Annotated in this window: 17 protein-coding genes; 10 read left to right on the forward strand and 7 right to left on the reverse strand. The window is 73.2% G+C overall.

What is annotated here, in order from left to right:
* Positions 1-246: 246 nt before the first annotated feature.
* Complete coding sequence (locus ACWDR0_RS23480; RefSeq protein WP_456353706.1) at positions 247-1,905, reverse strand: FAD-binding dehydrogenase; 1,659 nt, start codon at positions 1,903-1,905, stop codon at positions 247-249.
* Between the two features lie 242 nt (positions 1,906-2,147).
* Between ACWDR0_RS23480 and ACWDR0_RS23485 the strand changes: the two genes are divergently transcribed.
* From ACWDR0_RS23485 to ACWDR0_RS23500, 4 genes are all read left to right on the forward strand, one after another.
* Entirely contained in the window at positions 2,148-2,546 is a 399-nt protein-coding gene (locus ACWDR0_RS23485) for a YidH family protein (protein WP_456353707.1), read from the forward strand.
* Positions 2,528-2,878 carry a DUF202 domain-containing protein gene (locus ACWDR0_RS23490; protein WP_456353708.1) on the forward strand — a complete coding sequence of 117 codons (351 nt, stop codon included), beginning with the start codon at positions 2,528-2,530 and terminating at the stop codon, positions 2,876-2,878. The genes ACWDR0_RS23485 and ACWDR0_RS23490 overlap by 19 nt, the downstream gene beginning before the upstream one ends.
* A 382-nt stretch (positions 2,879-3,260) precedes the next feature.
* Positions 3,261-4,286 (forward strand): phosphotransferase family protein, encoded by a 1,026-nt coding sequence (locus tag ACWDR0_RS23495; protein WP_456353709.1) that lies wholly within the window; start codon positions 3,261-3,263, stop codon positions 4,284-4,286.
* 3 nt (positions 4,287-4,289) lie between these two features.
* On the forward strand, positions 4,290-5,513 hold the full coding sequence (locus ACWDR0_RS23500) for an acyl-CoA dehydrogenase family protein (protein WP_456353710.1): 1,224 nt from the start codon (positions 4,290-4,292) through the stop codon (positions 5,511-5,513).
* Positions 5,514-5,546: 33 nt separating this feature from the next.
* On the opposite strand, the gene ACWDR0_RS23505 is transcribed toward ACWDR0_RS23500, so the two are convergent.
* Complete coding sequence (locus tag ACWDR0_RS23505; RefSeq protein WP_456353711.1) at positions 5,547-6,140, reverse strand: TetR/AcrR family transcriptional regulator; 594 nt, start codon at positions 6,138-6,140, stop codon at positions 5,547-5,549.
* Positions 6,141-6,531: 391 nt separating this feature from the next.
* Between ACWDR0_RS23505 and ACWDR0_RS23510 the strand changes: the two genes are divergently transcribed.
* The 4 genes from ACWDR0_RS23510 to ACWDR0_RS23525 all read left to right on the forward strand — a co-directional run bounded on the left by ACWDR0_RS23510 (position 6,532) and on the right by ACWDR0_RS23525 (position 11,750).
* Positions 6,532-7,818, forward strand: a complete 1,287-nt coding sequence (locus tag ACWDR0_RS23510) for an exo-beta-N-acetylmuramidase NamZ family protein (RefSeq protein ID WP_456353712.1) — start codon at positions 6,532-6,534, stop codon at positions 7,816-7,818.
* 122 nt (positions 7,819-7,940) lie between these two features.
* Positions 7,941-9,320 carry an erythromycin esterase family protein gene (locus ACWDR0_RS23515; RefSeq protein ID WP_456353713.1) on the forward strand — a complete coding sequence of 460 codons (1,380 nt, stop codon included), beginning with the start codon at positions 7,941-7,943 and terminating at the stop codon, positions 9,318-9,320.
* 98 nt (positions 9,321-9,418) lie between these two features.
* A complete protein-coding gene (locus tag ACWDR0_RS23520; RefSeq protein WP_456353714.1) occupies positions 9,419-10,867 on the forward strand; it encodes a serine-threonine protein kinase in 1,449 nt (482 codons plus the stop codon).
* A 268-nt stretch (positions 10,868-11,135) separates the two neighbouring features.
* Positions 11,136-11,750 (forward strand): hypothetical protein, encoded by a 615-nt coding sequence (locus ACWDR0_RS23525; RefSeq protein WP_456353746.1) that lies wholly within the window; start codon positions 11,136-11,138, stop codon positions 11,748-11,750.
* Between the two features lie 347 nt (positions 11,751-12,097).
* Here the strand turns inward: ACWDR0_RS23525 and soxR are convergent, their stop codons facing one another.
* Positions 12,098-12,589, reverse strand: a complete 492-nt coding sequence (gene soxR / locus ACWDR0_RS23530; protein ID WP_456353715.1) for a redox-sensitive transcriptional activator SoxR — start codon at positions 12,587-12,589, stop codon at positions 12,098-12,100.
* A gap of 167 nt (positions 12,590-12,756) precedes the next feature.
* Here soxR and ACWDR0_RS23535 point away from each other — a divergent pair, with 167 nt between their 5' ends.
* Positions 12,757-13,218, forward strand: a complete 462-nt coding sequence (locus tag ACWDR0_RS23535) for a MaoC family dehydratase (RefSeq protein ID WP_456353716.1) — start codon at positions 12,757-12,759, stop codon at positions 13,216-13,218.
* Between the two features lie 43 nt (positions 13,219-13,261).
* On the opposite strand, the gene ACWDR0_RS23540 is transcribed toward ACWDR0_RS23535, so the two are convergent.
* Both ACWDR0_RS23540 and ACWDR0_RS23545 read right to left on the reverse strand, forming a co-directional pair.
* On the reverse strand, positions 13,262-13,921 hold the full coding sequence (locus ACWDR0_RS23540; protein WP_456353717.1) for a TetR/AcrR family transcriptional regulator: 660 nt from the start codon (positions 13,919-13,921) through the stop codon (positions 13,262-13,264).
* Between the two features lie 178 nt (positions 13,922-14,099).
* Positions 14,100-15,251 (reverse strand): acyl-CoA dehydrogenase family protein, encoded by a 1,152-nt coding sequence (locus ACWDR0_RS23545; protein WP_456353718.1) that lies wholly within the window; start codon positions 15,249-15,251, stop codon positions 14,100-14,102.
* Positions 15,252-15,315: 64 nt separating this feature from the next.
* Here ACWDR0_RS23545 and ACWDR0_RS23550 point away from each other — a divergent pair, with 64 nt between their 5' ends.
* Complete coding sequence (locus ACWDR0_RS23550; RefSeq protein ID WP_456353719.1) at positions 15,316-15,981, forward strand: TetR/AcrR family transcriptional regulator; 666 nt, start codon at positions 15,316-15,318, stop codon at positions 15,979-15,981.
* A gap of 112 nt (positions 15,982-16,093) precedes the next feature.
* Here the strand turns inward: ACWDR0_RS23550 and ACWDR0_RS23555 are convergent, their stop codons facing one another.
* The gene (locus ACWDR0_RS23555) at positions 16,094-17,545 is read right to left on the reverse strand and encodes a CitMHS family transporter (RefSeq protein WP_456353720.1); all 1,452 of its coding nucleotides are present in this window, start codon (positions 17,543-17,545) and stop codon (positions 16,094-16,096) included.
* A 240-nt stretch (positions 17,546-17,785) separates the two neighbouring features.
* Positions 17,786-18,409, reverse strand: coding sequence for a TetR family transcriptional regulator (locus tag ACWDR0_RS23560; protein WP_456353747.1), 624 nt, complete (start codon positions 18,407-18,409; stop codon positions 17,786-17,788).
* Between the last annotated feature and the right edge of the window lie 504 nt (positions 18,410-18,913).

The raw sequence follows: 18,913 nt of genomic DNA on the forward strand, positions 1-18,913 counted from the left end.
TGGCCCGGCTGGGAGGACTGCGCCGTACCGCCCGCCGCCCTCGGCGCCTATCTGCGCGACCTCCGGTCCGGGCCGCCCGGCAGCGTTTCCGTACGTCCCGTGGTGGGTCCGCCCGCCGCGGGACGTACGTGTACCGGGGGCCGCCGGAGCCGTACCCACATGGTGCCGGGAACGTCGGCACCGTACGCGCGCGTGTTTCGCGGGACGGTCGGGTCCGTACGCACGGGAGCACGGCCGCGGTACGGCTCAGCGCACCGCCTCCGCCGCCGCCCGCCCCGCCGCGCGCCCCGAGAAGATGCAGCCGCCGAGGAACGTGCCCTCCAGCGAGCGGTAGCCGTGCACACCGCCGCCGCCGAACCCGGCGGCCTCCCCCGCCGCGTACAGCCCGGCCAGCGGTGTGCCGTCCGCCCCCAGGACCCGCGAGGACAGGTCCGTCTCCAGCCCGCCCAGGGATTTGCGGGTCAGCACCCGGAGCCGTACGGCGATCAGCGGACCGGCCGACGGATCGAGGATCCGGTGCGGCGCCGCGGTCCTGATCAGCTTGTCGCCCAGATACCTCCGGGCCCCGCGGACCGCCGTGACCTGGAGGTCCTTGGTGAAGGGATTGCGGATCTCGCGGTCCCGGGCGACGATCTCGCGGCGCAGCACCGTCTCGTCGATCAGTTCGTCGCCGGTGAGCGCGTTCATCCCGCGCACCAGGGCCGCCAGATCGTGCTCCACCACGAAGTCCGCGCCGTGCTCCATGAAGGCGCGGACCGGCCCGGGGACGTCCGCGCGGGCCCGTTCGATCACCCCGCGTACCGAGCGTCCCGTCAGATCGGGGTTCTGCTCGGAACCGGAGAGTGCGAACTCCTTGCCGATGATCTTCCGGTCGAGTACGAACCAGGTGTGGTCGTAACCCGAGGTCACGATGTGTTCCAGAGTGCCCAGGGTGTCGAAGCCGGGGAAGAGCGGGACGGGCAGCCGCCGTCCGCGGGCGTCGACCCAGAGCGACGAGGGGCCGGGCAGGATCCGGATGCCGTGCCGGGCCCAGACCGGGTTCCAGTTCTGGATGCCCTCGGTGTAGTGCCACATCCGGTCCTGGTTGACATGGCTGGCACCGGCGCGCTCGGCGATTCCCAGCATCAGCCCGTCGACATGGGCCGGAACGCCCGAGAGCATCGTGCGCGGCGGTGCCCCCAGCCGCCCCGGCCACTGCGCGCGGACCAGCTCGTGGTTGCCGCCGATACCGCCCGAGGCGATGATCACGGCCTGGGCCCGGAACTCGAAGGCCCCGGCCACCTCCCGGCTGCTGGCGGTGCCGCGTTCGGCCGGGGACGGCTCCAGCACCTCGCCGCTGACGGTGTCCAGGGTGCCGCCGGTCCGGCCGAGGCCGGTGACCCGGTGCCGGAAGCGGAGCCGGACGAGACCGCGGGCCACACCCTCGCGCACCCGCCGCTCGAAGGGGGCGACCAGACCGGGTCCGGTCCCCCAGGTGATGTGGAAGCGGGGTACCGAGTTGCCGTGGCCGGTGGCTCCGTAACCGCCGCGTTCGGCCCAGCCGACGACGGGGAAGAAGCGGACTCCGCGCTCGCGCAGCCAGGGCCGCTTCTCCCCGGCGGCGAAGTCGAGATAGGCGTCGGCCCACCGGCGCGGCCAGCGGTCCTCCGCCTCGCGGTCGAACCCGGCGGTGCCCAGCCAGTCCTGGCGGGCGAGGTCCAGGCTGTCCCGGATGCGCAGCCGCCGCTGTTCGGGCGAGTCGACCAGGAAGAGTCCGCCGAAGGACCAGTGCGCCTGACCGCCGAGCGACTGCTCGGGCTCCTGGTCCACCAGGATGACGGTACGCCCGGCGGCGACGAGTTCGGCGGTGGCCACCAGCCCGGCCAGGCCGGCCCCGATCACGATCACGTCAGCGTCGTACGCCATGGGTCTCCGTCTCCGTGCCGGTGCGGTGTCGGGACGATCCTCGGTACGGGCCAGGGGCATGTCAACAGGTCCGCCGCCCGGGCGGGGAGACCGTCCACCGCCGGTTCCGATGATCATCCCGCGGGTATCGTGCGCCGCATGGGGCTGCCGATACGGAAGCGAAAGCAGATGTGGATGCGAATGTCGATGCGCATGCGGAACCGGGCGGCTGATCCGGGCCGGTGCGGGCACCGGGCGGACGGATGACGGGCCGGGTACGGAGCCTGCGGCTCTGGTTCTCGCCCGAACGGATGCGGGCGGAGGGGCGGACGCCCGACTACCGCTTCTCGCTGGCCAATGAGCGGACCTTCCTGGCCTGGCTCCGTACGGCGCTCGCGCTGATAGGGGGCGGATTCGCGGTCGACCAGTTCCTGCCCGAACTGCGCTGGGCGGTCCGGGCCGCGATGGCGCTGGGGCTGCTGGCGGCCGGGGTGCTCTGCGCGCTGCGGGCGGTCAACCACTGGGTGCGGTGCGAGCAGGCGATGCGGCGCGGCGAGGACCTGCCGGTCTCCCGGCTCCCGGCGGTGCTGAGTCTGGTGGTCGCGCTGGTGGCGCTGATCATGGTGGCCGTGGTGCTGCTGGGGTGGGACGGGAACCGTTGACGGCGGCCGGCGCGGAGGGCGGTGAGCGGGAGCGGGATCCCGGGCTCCAGCCGGAGCGGACCCGGCTCGCCTGGCGGCGTACGGCTCTGGCGTTCACCGTGGTGGCGGTACTGGCGGCCCGTCAGGCGGCGGGCGGGGACACCATGGACGCGACCGCGTCGGCGGCCTGGGCGGCCGCGATGCTGGTGTGGCTGGCGTTCCTGGGGGTGGCCGGCCGCCGGACCCGCGCCCTGGGCACCGCACGCCCGGCGGCCCTGTCGTCCCGTACCGCCCTGGCGGCGGCGGGCTGCACGGTGGCACTCGCGGTCGCCGCGGTCACACTGCTGCGCTGAACCCGGGGCGCCGGGCGGCAGCCGTGGTACCGGTACCGCGGGCAGGGACGGCACGCCCGGTGGTCCGCCGGGCCGGGACGGGCGGCTCCCCCGCGCGGCACCTTGTCCGGGCGGGACCGTATCCCGGGCGGGACCCTTCCGCGCGGCGCCGTATCCGGGCGGCGCCGCATCCCGGGCGGGACCCTTCCGCGCGGCACCGCATCCCCGGCGCACGGCCGCGGCCCGGCGCCACCGGCACTCGGCCGCACCCCGTCCGCCCCGGCGCGCGCGGATGTGCTCCTCGCGCGTACTCCGGCACGCCCCCGGCGCACCCCCTGGACTCCATACCGACCGGTCGGTCATCATCGGTTGGTCCGTCCCTTCGCTCTCGGAGGTGGCTCCGATGCGTTCCGAATCCCCGCCCGGCCTCGACCCGGTACGCCTCCGCGACCTCCTCGACCGCGAACGTCCCGGGCTGGTGACCGGCCCCCTGACCGCCGAGCTGATCGAGGGCGGCCGCTCCAATCTCACCTACGCCGTCGGCGACGGCGGCACGCGTTGGGTCGTACGCCGTCCGCCGCTCGGGCACGTCCTGGCGACCGCGCACGACATGCGGCGCGAGTTCCGGGTGATCAGCGCCCTGCACCCGACCCCCGTCCCGGTGCCCCGGCCGCTGCTGCTGTGCGAGGACGAGTCGGTGACCGGCGCGCCCTTCTATGTCATGGAGTACGCCCCGGGGACCGCGTACCGCACCGCGGAGCAGCTCGCCGCCCTCGGCCCCGAGCGCACCAGGACCGTCCTCCTCGGACTGCTGGACACCCTCGTCGACCTGCACGCGGTCGCCCCCGAGGCCGCCGGGCTCCAGGACTTCGGCCGCCCCGACGGCTTTCTCGACCGGCAGCTGCGGCGCTGGGGCAAACAACTGGCCGCCTCCCGCAGCCGCGACCTCGACGGGATCGACGAACTGCACGCGGAGCTCGGCCGGGCCCTGCCCGAGTCGCCCGCGCCCGCCGTCGTCCACGGCGACTACCGCCTCGACAACGTTCTCGTCGGACCGGACGACCGCATCACCGCCGTACTGGACTGGGAGATGTCCACCCTCGGCGACCCGCTGACCGACCTGGGGCTGCTGGCGATGTACAGCACCCCCCTGGAGCAGCCCCCCGACTCACCGCTGAGCAGCGGCGCGGCGGCGCCCGGCCACCCCCCGGCCGCCGAGCTGGTCGCCCGGTACGCCGAACGCTCCGGCCGCGACGTCCGCGCCATCTCCTGGTACACCGCCTTCGCCTGGTTCAAGCTGGCGGTGATCCTGGAGGGCATCCACTACCGGTTCGGTCTCGGGCTGACCGTCGGCCCCGGCTTCGACCGGATCGGCGCGCTGGTCCCGCTGTTCGTCGGGCACGGCCTGGCCACCCTGCGGCAGGGCTGATCCGTGGACTTCGCGTTCGACGGGCGGACCGAGGAACTCCGGGCGCGGCTCGGGGCGTTCATGACGGAGTGCGTCCTGCCGGCCGAACCGCTGGCCGAGGAGCAGCGCGCGAGGGCGGCCTCCCCCTGGGAGACCCCGCCGGTGCTGGCGGAGCTGACGGCGGAGGCCCGCCGCCGGGGGCTGTGGAACCTGTTCCTGCCCGACGGGCGGTACGGGCGGTACGGCGCCGGGCTGACCAATCTCCAGTACGCGCCGCTGGCTGAGCTGACCGGCCACAGCCCCGAGCTGGGACCGGCGGCCGTCAACTGCTCGGCCCCCGACAGCGGGAACATGGAGCTGCTCGCGGAGTTCGGTACGGCCGGGCAGCGCGAGCGCTGGCTGGAGCCGCTGCTGGCGGGCCGGATCCGCTCGGCCTTCGCGATGACGGAACCGGATGTGGCCTCGTCGGACGCGCGCAATGTCCGGACCCGGATCGCGCGGGACGGCGACTGCTATGCCGTCAGCGGAAGGAAGTGGTACATCTCCGGTGCCATGAACCCGGACTGCGCGGTCTTCGTGGTGATGGGCGTGACCGACCCGGACTGCCCCGACGTCCGGCGCCGCCACTCCATGGTGCTGGTGCCGCGGGACGCGCCGGGGGTACGGATCGTCCGGGCGATGACGGTGTACGGCTACCAGGACCATGCCCACGGCGGCCACGCCGAAGTGGTGTTCGAGGACGTCCGGGTCCCGGCGGACCAGCTGGTCGGCGAGGAGGGCGGCGGCTTCGCGATCGCCCAGGCCCGGCTGGGGCCCGGCCGGATCCACCACTGCATGCGGCTGATCGGGATGGCCGAGCGGGCGATCGCCCTGATGTGCGAGCGGGCGGTGTCCCGTACCGCGTTCGGCGGTCCGCTGGCGGACCAGGGGGTCGTCCGGAACTGGATCGCCGATGCCCGGGTCACCGTCGAGCAGCTGCGGCTGCTCGTCCTCAAGACGGCCTGGCTGATGGACACCGCTGGCAACCGGGGCGCGCACACCGAGATCCAGGCCATCAAGATCGCGACCCCGCGCGCGGTCGTGGACATCCTCGACCGGGCCGTACAGCTCCACGGTGCCGCCGGGGTGGGCCAGGACACCCCGCTGGCCCGGCTGTGGGCGGCCGCCCGCACCCTCCGGCTGGCCGACGGGCCGGACGAGGTCCACCAGCGGTCGCTCGCCCGCCGCGAGCTGCGGCGGTACGGCTGACCGCCCGTCCCGGCCGGGCCCGGGGGCCGGTCGTCAGGGGCGCAGGGCCCGCATCAGCAGGTCCGCGAGATGGTCCGCGATCTGCTCCTTGGTCAGCGGGCCGTCCGGGCGGTACCAGGTCGGCAGATGGTGGACGGAGCCGAAGTGGTAGTCGACCACCAGATCGGCCGGGGTCGCCGTGGCGAAGACCCCGCTCGTCTGGCCCTCTTCCACCAGCGCCCGGAACCGTTCGTGGTAGCGCCTGCGCTCCGCCCGTACCTGCTTGTTCTTCGCGGGCGAGAGATGGTGCATCGAGCGGAAGAAGATATGCGCGTCCTGGAGGTTCTCGATGGTGGTGACGACCACGTCCGCGGCGGCGGCGCGCAGCCGGACGTCGACCGGCGCGTCGGCGCGGGCGAAGGCGTCGAGCCGCTCCTGCTGGAGGCGGAGCATCCGCCCGTACACCTCCCCGAGGAGGTCCTCCTTGGAGTCGAAGTAGTGGTAGAGCGCGCCCTTGGTGACGCCCGCGGCTTCGACGATCTCCTGTACGGAGGTCTTGTCGTAGCCGTGTTCGGCGAAGAGCCGGGTGGCGGCGGACAGCAGTTTCCGCGGTACGGGGGTGTGGTCCCCGTCCGTCGTCCTCGCCATGCCCTCGACCGCCTTCCGTCTTCCGTCTCGTTCGCCGTACCGCCCCGGGGGTTCCCCGCGGGGTGCGGGGCCGGTTCTCCGCGGGCTGCGGGGCCGCCCGTCCGGGGATCCTCCCACCGGTCCCGCCCGTCCCGCCCGTCCCGTTCCGCCCCGGCGCCCCGCCGGTTCTCCCCCGTGCCGTCCGGCGGGCCCGGGACAGGGCGACAGACTAAGCAGTCGGTCATCAACCGGGAAGAGGAACGCCCCTCCGCGTCGTTCCCCCGCCGCACCCGGCCGCGCTAGCGTGCGCAGCACACGAAGGATCACCGGTACCGGGGTAACGCCCGCGTACGGCAGTGACAGCAGGGACAACGGAGACACCAGGTACGCCGAAGAGAGCCTGAGGAGTCGTATGAGCTTGTCCAGACGGGGACTTCTGGCCGCGAGCGGGGCGGCCGGGGCACTCGCCGCCACCGGGTCCGCGGCCCGCGCGGACGACGAGGGAGGCGGGGGTTCCGGCGACCGGCCGGGACCCGGGCGGCGCGGCCGGGTCCGCACCGGCTTCGACCGGCTCGCGGCCGAGGGGTACGCCCGGCTCGCCGGGGAACGCGTGGGTGTGGTCACCAACGCGACCGGGGTGACCGCCTCCGTACGCCATATCGTCGATGTGATGCACGCCGACGACCGGGTGGACCTCGTCGCGGTCTTCGGCCCCGAGCACGGATTCCGCGGCACCGCCCAGGCGGGCGGCTCCGAGGGGCGCTACGACGACCCGGCGACCGGGCTCCCGGTCTACGACACGTACCGGAAGTCCGGACAGCCGCTGGCGGACGTCTTCACGGCGTCGGGCGTGGACACCGTGGTCTTCGACATCCAGGACGCGGGCGCGCGCTTCTACACGTACATCTGGACGCTGTTCGACTGCATGGAGGCGGCGGCCCTCGCGGGGAAACGGATCGTCGTACTGGACCGGCCGAATCCGGTGACCGGCCGGGCGGCGCTGGGGCCGGTGCTGGACATGCGGTACTCCTCGTTCGTCGGCCGCCGCCCCATCGCTCAGGCGCACGGGATGACGGTGGCGGAGCTGGCGGCCCTGTTCAACGCGGAGTTCCTGAAGGACCGTCCGGCGCGGCTGGACACGGTCCGGATGGCGGGCTGGCGCCGCTCCGACTTCTTCGACGGCACGGGCCTGCCCTGGGTGCCGCCGAGCCCCAATATGCCCACCCCGGACACGGCACTGGTCTATGCGGGCACCTGTCTCTTCGAGGGCACCGAACTGTCGGAGGGGCGGGGCACGACCCGCCCGTTCGAACTGCTCGGCGCGCCCGGTATCGACGGCCGGTGGGCCGAGGCCGCGAACGCCTTGGGGCTGCCCGGCGTACGGTTCCGGGAGGCCTACTTCACCCCGACGTTCGGCAAGCACCAGGGGAAGACCGCGGGCGGGGTGCAGCTCCATGTCCACGACCGGGCCGCCTTCGATCCGGTACGGACCGGGATCGGCCTGCTGGTGACGGCGAAGCGGTCCTGGTCCGGCTTCGCGTGGCTGCGCTCCAACCCGTCCTGGCTCGACACGCTCTCCGGCACCGCGGCGGTCCGCACGATGGTGGACGCGGGAGCCGGGACGGACGAGATCACCGGGGCGTGGCAGGAGGGGCTGACCGCGTTCCGCTCGGTCCGGCGGCGGTATCTGCGCTACTGAGCGCGGGCGGCGGGGCGGGCCGTCCGGCGGTACCCGGTGTACGGAGGCGGGGGCAATCCCCCGCCCCCGTACGGAGGGCCGCCGGATGGCCTCCCGCTGATCACGGACGTCAGGCTGGTGCCATGACGATCTCCGCTTCCGGCCGGTCCCGCCGCGCCGTCCTCCGTACCGTGTCCGCCGCAGCGCTGGGCGGGGTGGCCGCGGCCGCCGTACCGGGTGCCGCCTCGGCCCTGCCCGCGGTCACGGCCGGACCACCCGGGGCGGGATCCGGCGGCGCTCCGCCGGCCGCGCTGTCCGCGCTGCGGCGGGCGGCGCGGCCGCTGGCCGATCTGCGCCCGCTGGCGGGCATGGCCGGCGGGGCGTCGATCCTCGGGCTCGGCGAGGCGACCCACAGCTCCCGGGAGTTCTTCCGCACCAAGAACCGCATCTTCCGGTATCTGGTGGAACGGTGCGGCTTCACCACCTTCGTCCTGGAGGCGCCGTGGAGCAGCGGGGTCCGGATCGACGCCTATGTGCTGCGCGGCGAGGGTGATCTCGACCGGATCGTGCGGGAGGAGTTCCAGAGTTCGTACCGCCTGTGGCGGACGCGCGAGTATCTGGATCTCATCCGCTGGATGCGGCAGTACAACCTCGGCCGTCCGGACCGGCCGGTGCGGTTCGCGGGCAACGACTGCTCCTACGCGGGAGCCGGGCTGTTCGACGCGGTCACCGCCCATGTCGCCGGGCGGAGCCCGGGGCTGCTGCCCCGGATCCGGGCGCTCTACGCGGCCTCCCGGCCGGCCGGCTCGCTCCACGAGTGGACCCTGCGGTACCTCACCCGGCCGATGCCGGAGCGGCAGGCGATGGCGGCGGAGACGGCCGAGGCCCTGCGGCTGCTGGAGCCCCTTCCGGCGGGCACGGGGGCCGCCGCGCGAAGGCACTCCCTGGCCGTGGGGCACGCCCGCGCGATCGCCCAGGCCGGCGCGTTCTACACCCATGACTACTTCGACCCGCAGGGGCGCCGGGCGATGATGGACTACCGCGACCGGATCATGGCCGAGAACACGGTGTGGTGGCAGCGGCGGACGGGCGGCAGGGCCGTGCTGTCGGCGCACAACGGACATGTGGGATACGAGTCCGCACGGCCCGATCTGTACCCCCGGCTTCAGGGGGCGTACCTCCGGGATCTGGTGGGCGACGCCTATCTGTGCGCGGGCTTCACCTTCGGACAGGGGTCGTTCAACGCGATGGACCTCACCGATCCGGCGGAGCCGGTCCGCCGGTTCTCGGTGGGCCCGGCCGTTCCGGGCAGCAACGAGGAGACCCTCGGACAGGTCCGGCCGGGGAACTACTACCTCGATATGCGTACGGCGGATCCGTCCGCGCGGCGCTGGCTGGGCCACGCCCGCCCCACCCGGAGCATCGGCAACTCCTGGCCGGAGGAGGAGGTGGAAACCCGGCTGCTGTCGTCCTACGACGTACTGATGCACCTCCCCCGGATCACGGCGGCCGACCTGATCTGAGCGGATCGTGTCCCGGGTATGGCCGGGGCTCCCCTTGCGCAGGATCCTGCTGTGGGGTCCCGCACCTCCGGCGGGCCCGTCAGGGGGAGGGGGCGGTCATGCCGCGCTGGGACGTGGGACCGTATCAGGACATCGGCTTCGACCGGGACGGCGATGTCGATCCGGAGCAGCGGCACCGCCTGCTGGGCCTGGAGGTCACCGACCTGGTCATGTTCGCCCATGGCCGGAACCAGTCCCCCGCGGCGGCGCGGGAGCTGTACTCGGGCTTCTTCGCGGCACTGCCGGAGCTGATGGGCCGGGGCGTGCGGCCGGGGTTCGCGGGGGTGGGATGGCCGTCGATGGCCTTCCCGGACGAGCCGTCCGGGGGGAGGCCCGGCGCGAACGGGTCCGGGGCCGGTAGGTCCGGGGCCGGTGGGCCGGAGGACCTCGGGAAAACGGCCGTGGAAGCACCCGGCGGCGGGCTGTACGGGCTGGACGCCGGCACCCGGCAGGCCTTGGTCTCCCTCTTCCCCGGACACGGCGGGACCGTGGCGCGGCTGGGCGCGCTGCTGGCGGAACGGCCCGGTTCGGCGGTGGCCGTCGCCGAGTTCGGGCGGCTGGCGCGGCGGCTCGCCGAGGCTCCGGCGGGCGGGCTGGAGTCCTCCTGCTTCACCGACGATCTGCTGCCGGGGGACGAGCAGGGCCCGCCCGCGGTGCTGTTCGAGGACCCGCTGTCGCTCTGCCGGAGGTTCGCCGCGGTACTGGAGCGGGTCGAGGCCGGGGGCACCGGAGTGCCCGGCGGCCGCCCCGGATCGTCCGGCGGGCCGGGGTTCCCCGGCGGTCCGGCCGCCCCGGAGGGTCCGCCGCGCGGGCGGGGCCCGGGCGGCGGGACCGCGGCTCCGGACATCTGGCGGGGCGCCCGCGAACTGCTGCGCCAGACCACCTACTACGCGCTCAAGCGCCGCGCGGGCGCGGTCGGGGAGCTGGGGCTCGGGCCGCTCCTCGGCCAGCTGGCCCGCAGCCGCCCCGCGCTCCGGGTCCATCTCGTGGGCCACGGCCAGGGCGCGCGGCTGGTCGCCTTCGCGCTGCGCGGGCTCCCCGACGGTGTACGGACGGTGAAGTCCGTGACCCTCCTCCAGGGGTCCTTCTCCCACTACGCGTTCGCCACCGGGCTGCCGCACGCGCCGGGCCGGGCCGGGGCGCTGCGGGCCATGGAGCACCGGGTGGACGGCCCGGTGGTGGCCTGCCACTCGCGGTACGACAGCGCGCTGGGGGCGCTCTACCCGGTCGCGTCCGCCCCGGCGTACGACGGCCATTCGCCCGCCCCCGCGGCAGCCGCCGACCCGCGCTGGTGGGCCATGGGGCACAGCGGTATCCATGGAGTGGCGGCGGCCGTCCGGCTCTCGCTGGACGAGGCCCTCACCGGCGGTCTGCCGCGCTCGGGCTGTGTGAGCGTGGACGCCTCCTCGGTGGTCCGGGACGGGGCCCCGCCGTCGGGGGCGCATGCCGACATCTGCCGTCCGGAGCTGGCGAGGCTGGTGGTGACGGCGGGCCGGCTGGGCGACTGAACCTGCCCCCCTCCCGGCCCGGGGCGTCCCCGGACGGGCGGTGGAACCTTGCCACGGGGGTGTTCGTTCTCTCGGAAGAGGGCGTTCATCGCTGGCCTTTCGGGGCAGGCGGGGAGGGTGAGAAGGGGCGTGTCGCGCCGGGATCGGGACCCCGGCGCAGGGGACGCCCGGCTGATGGCACCCATCGGAATTCCGATGGAGCCGGATCGGGTGCTCGTACGTCCCATTTCTCGACGCCGATGTACCAGCGACGGAGGTGGCGGTGACGATGGCCGGTTTCCGGAGTCTTGCGAGACAGGTGCGCGACCCACGGTGCGATCTCGCACTGCGGCGCTATTCCTTGCGCAAGTGCCTTGAGAAGTTCGCCCCTTACGGGCACCGGGCGACCTGGGACCATCTGTGTGCCCGGCACGGCTTCGGGCCGGAGGACCGTTCCCCCGACCCGGCGCGGCTGGTGGCCGCGCTGGAGGAGCTGGAGCGGGCGCGGGACATCTGGCTCGGTTACGAGGAGGAGTTCGCCGACCGCCGCAAGCGCGAGAAGCACGACGGGCTGCGGCGCCCCGCGGCCGACGACGAATGGCACCGGCACGCCTGGGGCGGCAACGGGGTGGCGCGCTGCGACAGCCCCCGTGAACACCCTTCGGCCCCGCTCGACGAGGTGCTGCGGAAGCTGGTCGCCGCGCTGGCGGGGGCGCCCGGCGCCGGCTGCCCCGTCTGCGGCGCCTCGGCGATCGTCTGGCGCCGTGATCTGAAGAACGCCCCCTGGGCCGGGCCCGTCTGCACGGGCTGCGGCATAGTCGTCCCCCGTCCGGTGCTGACGGAGGACGCGGTCGCCGCGGCCCGGCGCGCGGCACGGTCCACGGTCCTCGCCTCCGTGGCCTAGGCCGCGGTCCGGACGCACCATGGCCCGGACGCACCTCGAAGCACAGCCGGCCCGGGCACAGCCTCAGCCGCAGCCGCGACTCCGGCGGCGGCCGAAGCCCTGCCGTAGCAGACGGAAAATGGTTCGCCCCACTCCTTTGCCTCGCGGACAGTGGAGCCGATGCGTGAGCGCCCCCTCGGGCGCCCGCGCGGGGCGGGCCTGTCACGGGGGTGCGGGCCCGCCTCGACGGGCCCATGCACCCACCCCGCACCAGGCCCCGGCACGGCGCGGGCAGACCCGACCCTCCGGCGGCGGCGTCCCCACGGTGGTGACCCCCGGGCGCGCGGCACCGCTCGCCGACCGGGCGGCTACTCCCCCGTCTCCCCGGCCTCCTGGGCGGCCCACAGGGGACCGGGCATCAGCCGGGACCCGGGCCGCTGACGGCCGAAGGCGTCCTCGGGGTTGGACAGGGCGCAGGTCTCCAGGGAGAGACAGCCGCAGCCGATGCACTCGGTGAGGGTGTCCCGGAGCCTCCCGAGCTGCTGGATGCGCTCCTCCAGCTCCCGGCGCCAGGTCCGGGAGAGCCTCGCCCAGTCCTCCCGGTCGGGCGTCCGCTCCTCCGGCAGCTCCGCGAGGGCGTCGCGGATCGTGGCCAGCGGAATACCGACCCGCTGCGCGGCCCGGACGAACGCCACCCGGCGCAGCGCGTCCCTGGTGTAGCGGCGCTGGTTGCCGCTGGTGCGGCGGCTGTGGATCAGCCCCTTGGACTCGTAGAAGTGCAGGGCGGAGACGGCTGCGCCGCTGCGCTGGGCGAGCTGGCCGACCGTGAGTTCGCCGATGGTCTCGGATGGTGGAGGCACCCCTCGAACACTACTGGGTGGTCCGTTGACACGGTCGTCGCTCCCCAGGATGCTGAGCAAGCGCTCAGGCGCCCGGCGGCGGACTCGCGCCGGTGCCCGTCCGCCGGAGCCGTACCGGCGCACCGTACGGCGGAACACTCCGTCACCGAGAGGCAGGGACCGGGGAGATGGCCGAGCCGAGGATCTTCACCTCCGCCGCGGAGCTGGCCGCCGGGGTCGGCGAGCCGCTGGGGCACAGCGACTGGCTGGAGATCGACCAGAAGCGGATCGACCTCTTCGCCGAGGCCACCGGCGACCACCAGTGGATCCATGTGGACCCCGTACGGGCGGCGGACGGCCCGTTCGGAACGACCATCGCCCACGGCTATCTGACGCTGTCGCTGCTGCCCCTGCTGGTTCCGCAGGTGCTGCGGGTCGAGGGCATGAGGATGGGCCTCAACTACGGTACGGACAAGGTCCGCTTCCCGGCGCCCGTACCGGTGGGTTCCCGGCTGCGCGCCGGGGTCACCCTCGGCCGGGTCGAGGAGGCGGGCGGCGGGGTGCAGGTGACCGCGCTGGTGACGGTGGAGCGCGAGGGCGGCGAGAAGCCGGTGTGCGTGGCGGAGTCCCTGTCCCGCTACTACTTCTGAGCCGTGCCGGTCCGCCCGGACCGGGCGGGGGCGGCGCGGCGGCTCACGAGAGAGTGAGGCGCTCCGGCCGGCTCCCCGCCGACACCATCCTCAGCACCAGGTCCGCGTAGAGCGCACCGACCTCGTCCGGGGTGCGTCTGCCGTTGACGTTGAACCAGCGGGCGACGTCGATGCAGAGGGAGAGCACGGCCAGCGTGGTGCCGGGCACGTCCGGGACGTCGAACTCGCCCGTCTCCACCCCCTCCCGGAGGATCTCCCGTACGACGGCGTCGCTGCGCCGCCGCAGGGCCACGATCTCGGTGCGGTGTCCGGGGGTGAGCGCGTCCAGTTCGTACTGGACGACACGGGCGGTGTCATGGCGTCCGGCATGCCAGCGGACGAAGGAGGAGACGGCAGCGGCCAGCCGCTCGCCCGGGGTGCCGCCGCGGGCGGCGGCGGTCGACAGCACCTCCAGGGCCCGGGTGTGGCCGATGCTGCTGATCCGGTGGAGCAGCTCTTCCTTGGTCTTGTAGTGGATATAGAGAGCGGCGGGGCTCATTCCGGCCCGGCTCGCGATATCGCGGGTGGTGGTGGCGTGGTACCCGCGCTCGGCGAAGGCCTCGACCGCGGCGACGAGCAGTCTGCGCGCCGCCTCGGGTGCCACCTCGCCCCACGGGACGTCCTCGCTCCCGCTGTCGGGCGTCGTGTCGTCGGCCGCGGCCATGGCTCTCCTTCTGCTCTCCGGGGCATCACCATACCCCGAAGCTGAGCAAGCGCTTAGGTCCGCGGGCCGGAGCGAACCGCACCGGACCGACCGCACCGCACCGCACCGCACCGCACCGCACCGCACCGGCCACGGCAGCCCGGCTCCACCCGGCGGACGGGCGGCACCCGCCCCCCCCTCAGAAGGCGGAGACTCCCGTCAGGGCCCGGCCGATGATCAGCTTCTGTATCTGGCTGGTGCCTTCGTAGAGTGTCATCACCCGGGCGTCCCGGACCAGCTTCCCGACCGGATACTCGTCGATGTAGCCATAGCCACCGTAGACCTGGAGCGCGTTGTTGGCCGCCCGGACGGCCGCCTCGGAGGCGTACAGCTTCGCCTGGGAGGCGGCGGTCGCGAAGTCCTCCCCCCGGTCGACGAGCCCGGCCGCCCGCCAGGTCAGCAGCCGGGCCGCGGCCACGTCCACGGAGATGTCGCTGATCAGCTCCTGCACCAGCTGATGGCCCGCGATGGGCCGGCCGAACTGTTCCCGCTCGCCCGCGTAGCCGACGGCGGCGTCCAGGGCCGCCTGGGCGATGCCGACACAGCCCGCGGCCACCGAGATCCGTCCGCGAGTGAGCGCCGACATCGCGACCGAGAAGCCCTTGCCCTCCGGTCCGAGCATGGCCGAGGCGGGAACCCGTACCCGGTCGAGCACCAGTTCCGCGGTGGCCTGGCCGCGCAGCCCGAGCTTGCCGTGGACGGGGGTACGGCTCAGCCCCGGGCTCCCGGTGGGCACCAGGAAGGCGGAGACGCCCCGGTGGCCGGGGGCGCCCCCGGTCCTGGCGAACACCAGCGCGACATCGGCCCAGGTCCCGTTGGTGATGAACATCTTGGTACCGGTCAGGAGGTAGTCGCCGCCGTCGCGCTCGGCGCGGGTGGTCAGATTCCCGGCGTCGGAGCCGGTCCCGGGTTCGGTGAGCCCGAAGCAGCCGAGCGCCTCGCCGGAGGTGAGCCGCGGCAGCCAGGTGCGCTTCTGGTCCTCGTCGCCCCAGGCCGCGATGGTCTTCGTGACCAGCCCGAGGGAGACCGAGACGATACCCCGCACGGAGGAGTCCCCGCGCCCCAGCTCCTCGGTGACCAGGCAGTACGCCAGCTGGTCACCGCCGGAGCCGCCGTAGGCGGGGTCCACGGTCAGCCCGAGGAACCCGAGGGCGCCCAGCTTTCCGACGATGTCCGGGTCGACGCTCTCCGCCCGGTCCCAGGCGGTGGCGTACGGCACGACCTCCCGGCGTACGAAGTCCTCCGCCAGCTGGCGTACCGCCGACTGCTCGGCGTTCAGCTCCAGATCCACGGCTCCCGCCCCCTTTTTAACTAGCGCTGATAGTCTTCTTTGGGCGGGCCCTACTATGAGCCCCATGGCCCGCCCCCGCAAGCCCCTCCTCAGCCGTGACCGCATCGTCGAGGCGGCCGGCGCCCTGGTGGACGCCGAGGGGCTCGACGCGGTCTCCACCCGCCGTCTCGCCGCGGAGCTGGGGGTCAGCGGCCCCTCGCTCTACAACCACTTCCGGACGAAGGACGAGATCCTCGAAGCGGTCGCGGACGCGGTCAGCGACCGGATCGACCTCTCGATGTTCGACCCGCGGGACGGGCGCGACTGGCCCACCGCCCTGTACGACTGGGCGCTCTCGCACCGCGCGGCACTGCGGGCCCACCCCCATATCGTTCCGGTCTTCGCCCGCGGCCCCGGCCGCCGGCCGGCCGGGCTGCGGGTCGCCGACGCGGTGTTCGGCGCGATGGTCCGCGCGGGCTGGCCGCCCGCCCAGGCCACCCGGATCGGGGCCCTGATGCGCTACTTCGTCACCGGCTCGGCGCTCGGCTCCTTCGCCCGGGGTTTCGTGGACGACGCGACGGCGTACGACCCGGCCGTCTATCCCCATCTGGGGCGGGCGCATCTGCTGGCGGAGCACCAGGAGCAGGTGGACGAAGGCGCGTTCGAGACCGGGCTGCGGGCGATCATCGACGGGCTGTACCTTCAGTACGCGGCCCTGCGGCCGGCCCCGGAGCGCACCCCGGAGGCATAGCCCTCCCCCACCGCACCCAGCGCCCCACCGGCCCTTGCCCGCCCTCCGGGAACGGCCGCGCCCCGGCGACCGAAGGGTCGCCGAGGCGCTGTGGGGGGAGGGAAAGGTGCGGTCAGATGATGCCGAAGAGCACTCCGGCGGCGAGGACCACCAGCGAGGTGAGGGCCGCCCATTTGACGGTGAACCGGGTGTGGTCGCCGAACTCCACCTTGGCCATGCCGACGAGGACGTAGACGGCGGGCACCAGCGGGCTGGACATGTGCAGCGCCTGGCCGACGAGGGAGGCCCGGGCGATCTCCAGCGGGGACACTCCGTGGGCGGCACCGGCCTCGGCGAGCACGGGCAGCACGCCGAAGTAGAAGCCGTCGTTGGACATGAAGTACGTGAGGGGCAGGCTCAGCAGGCCGGTGACGATGGCCATATGCGGGCCCATGCCCTCGGGCACGGCGCCGACCAGCCAGTCGGCCATGTGCTTGACCATGCCGGTACCGGTGAGGACACCGGTGAAGACGGCGGCGGCGAAGACCATGCCGGCGACGTTGAGGACGTTCTCGGCGTGGGCCCCGATCCGGGCCTTCTGCTCGGCCATGTCGGGGTAGTTGACGGTGAGCGCCAGGGCGGCACCGAGCAGGAACAGCACCGGGATGGGCAGCAGCTCCATGATCATCGCGGTGAGGAGGGCGATGGTGAGACCGGCGTTGAACCAGTACAGCTTGGGGCGCAGGGTGGGCCGGTTCGGGTCGAGACCCTGGAAACCTTCGGTGTCGCCGTCGCCGGGAACCGCGGCGGATCCGGCGGCGTCGTCGCCGGAGCCGCCCGCGGAGGCCGGGGAGCCCGCGGAGCCCTCGGAGGCCGAGCCCCCGGTCTTCGCCGCCGAACCGCCGGAACCGGCCTTCACCAGGACCGTCCCGGACTCCTTGCCGGTCTCCAGCACCTCGTCCAGGGAGAGGTAGCCCACGCGCTTGCGCTCCCGCAGGCCCAGGAAGTACGCCAGGATGAAGACGAAGAGCAGACCGACCATCAGCGCGGGGATCATCGGCACGAAGATGTCGGCGGCGTCGAGCTTCAGCGCGGTCGCGGCCCGGGCGGTGGGGCCGCCCCAGGGCAGGGTGTTCATCACACCGTTGGCCGTGGCGGCGATACCGGTCATCACGACCAGGCTCATCTTCAGGCGCTTGTAGAGGGGATACATCGCCGAGACGGTGATCATAAAGGTGGTGGAACCGTCGCCGTCGAGGGAGACGATCGCGGCGAGGAGCGCCGTACCGACCACGACCCGCATCGGGTCGGCTTTGCAGAACTTCAGAATTCCGCGGACGATCGGGTCGAAAAGACCGACGTCGATCATCACACCGAAGTAGACGATCGCGAACATCAGCATCGCGGCGGTCGGCGCGAGATTGCCGACGCCTTCGATGACATAGTCCCCCAGCTGGGCACCCTGGCCGACCAGGACACAGAACAACGCGGGGATCAGGACCAGCGCCGCGATGGGCGACATCTTCTTCATCATGATCAGGACCAGGAAGGTCGCGATCATGGCGAAGCCGAGGATTGTCAGCATGGGGGGCTACCTAACGTTCATCCTTGAACTCCCACCGAATCGGCGGTCCGGATGACGTTAGGTCGCGTCAATCAGCGTTAACAAGATGTTGACGTGCGAGCAATACGAGCAAAACCATCGGTGAACCCGCAGGTCACACGACCGGCCCGGAAATCCCGCCGCAGCGCGCCCCCGGTCGCCGGAATCCACCCGTCCGGAGGTACGGCCCCGCGTCCGGCGATACGGCCCGCCGCCCGCCGCTCATCCCCGGGGGTCCAGCACCCGCGCCAGATACGCGCGCAGCAGTTGCCGCGCCTCCGCGACGATCGCCGCGTCCCCCTCCTCGGCCTCCCGGAACGCGAGCCGCAGCACCGCGTCCGCCGCCTCCACGGCGACCAGGACCGTACGGCGCAGCCCGGGGTCGGGCTCCCGGCCGATCTGCGCGGCGAGGAAGTGGACGAGCCGGTCGGCGAGCGCATGCTCGGTGCCGGCGGGAGGACTCCCGGCGGGGATCCGGTAGCCGAAGTCCACCAGGGAGAACCCCGGCGCGGTGCGCCGCATCGCCAGATACTCGTCCAGAACGGCGTCCAGCAGCCCGCGCCAGTCCCCCGGCGGCAGCCCGGTCACCCGCTCGGCGACCCGCCGCCCGTACCGGTCAAGATTCCGCGCGGCCAGCGCGTCCACCAGGGCGCGCTTGTTCCCGAAGAACCGGTACACGGACCCGATCGGCACCCCGGCCCGGACGGCGACCGTCCGCGTGGACAGCTCCTCGTACCCCGACTCGTCGAGCAGCTCGGCACAGGCATCGAGAATCCGCTCGAGCCGCTCCGCGCTGCGTGCCTGGACGGGTTCCCGGCGTAGATGGGGGTGGGACACGCGGTCCATCATGCTGCATCCGGCGCCGGCGAGCGGGAACTCCGTACTTGAAGCCCCCGTTCGGCCGGTGACTGGGCACCTCCGCAACCGCTCCAGGGAAGCATCGGCGGCGTGACATCAGTCACCTCCCGTCCGCGGTCGCATGAATGCTCAGCGTAGGCACCGCCGCACGGCCGCCCCGCCCCGGCGCACTGCACCGGCGCACTGCACCCAAGGTGGCCCGGGGGCAATCGGATTCCCGCGAGCCGGAGTTGCGCACCGCACGACAGTTGCCTCGGGCACCCGCCCCAACCCTCCAATCCAGTCACTTTGTGTAATCACTTCACCACCGAACGGGCAGATCGGTTGATCAATGTCAGTTACGGCAGAACTCCGACATTAACTCCGCAGTCACCCAACACATCACCCCCCAAGCTCACTTACCGCGCTTGACGTGCAGTTTTTCCTCATCGTTCAATCACCGCACTTTCAAGATCTCTTCAAATCTCCGAGGTGTAGCTGTGGGGTTCGGGT

Source organism: Streptomyces sp. NPDC003691 (assembly GCF_053981115.1).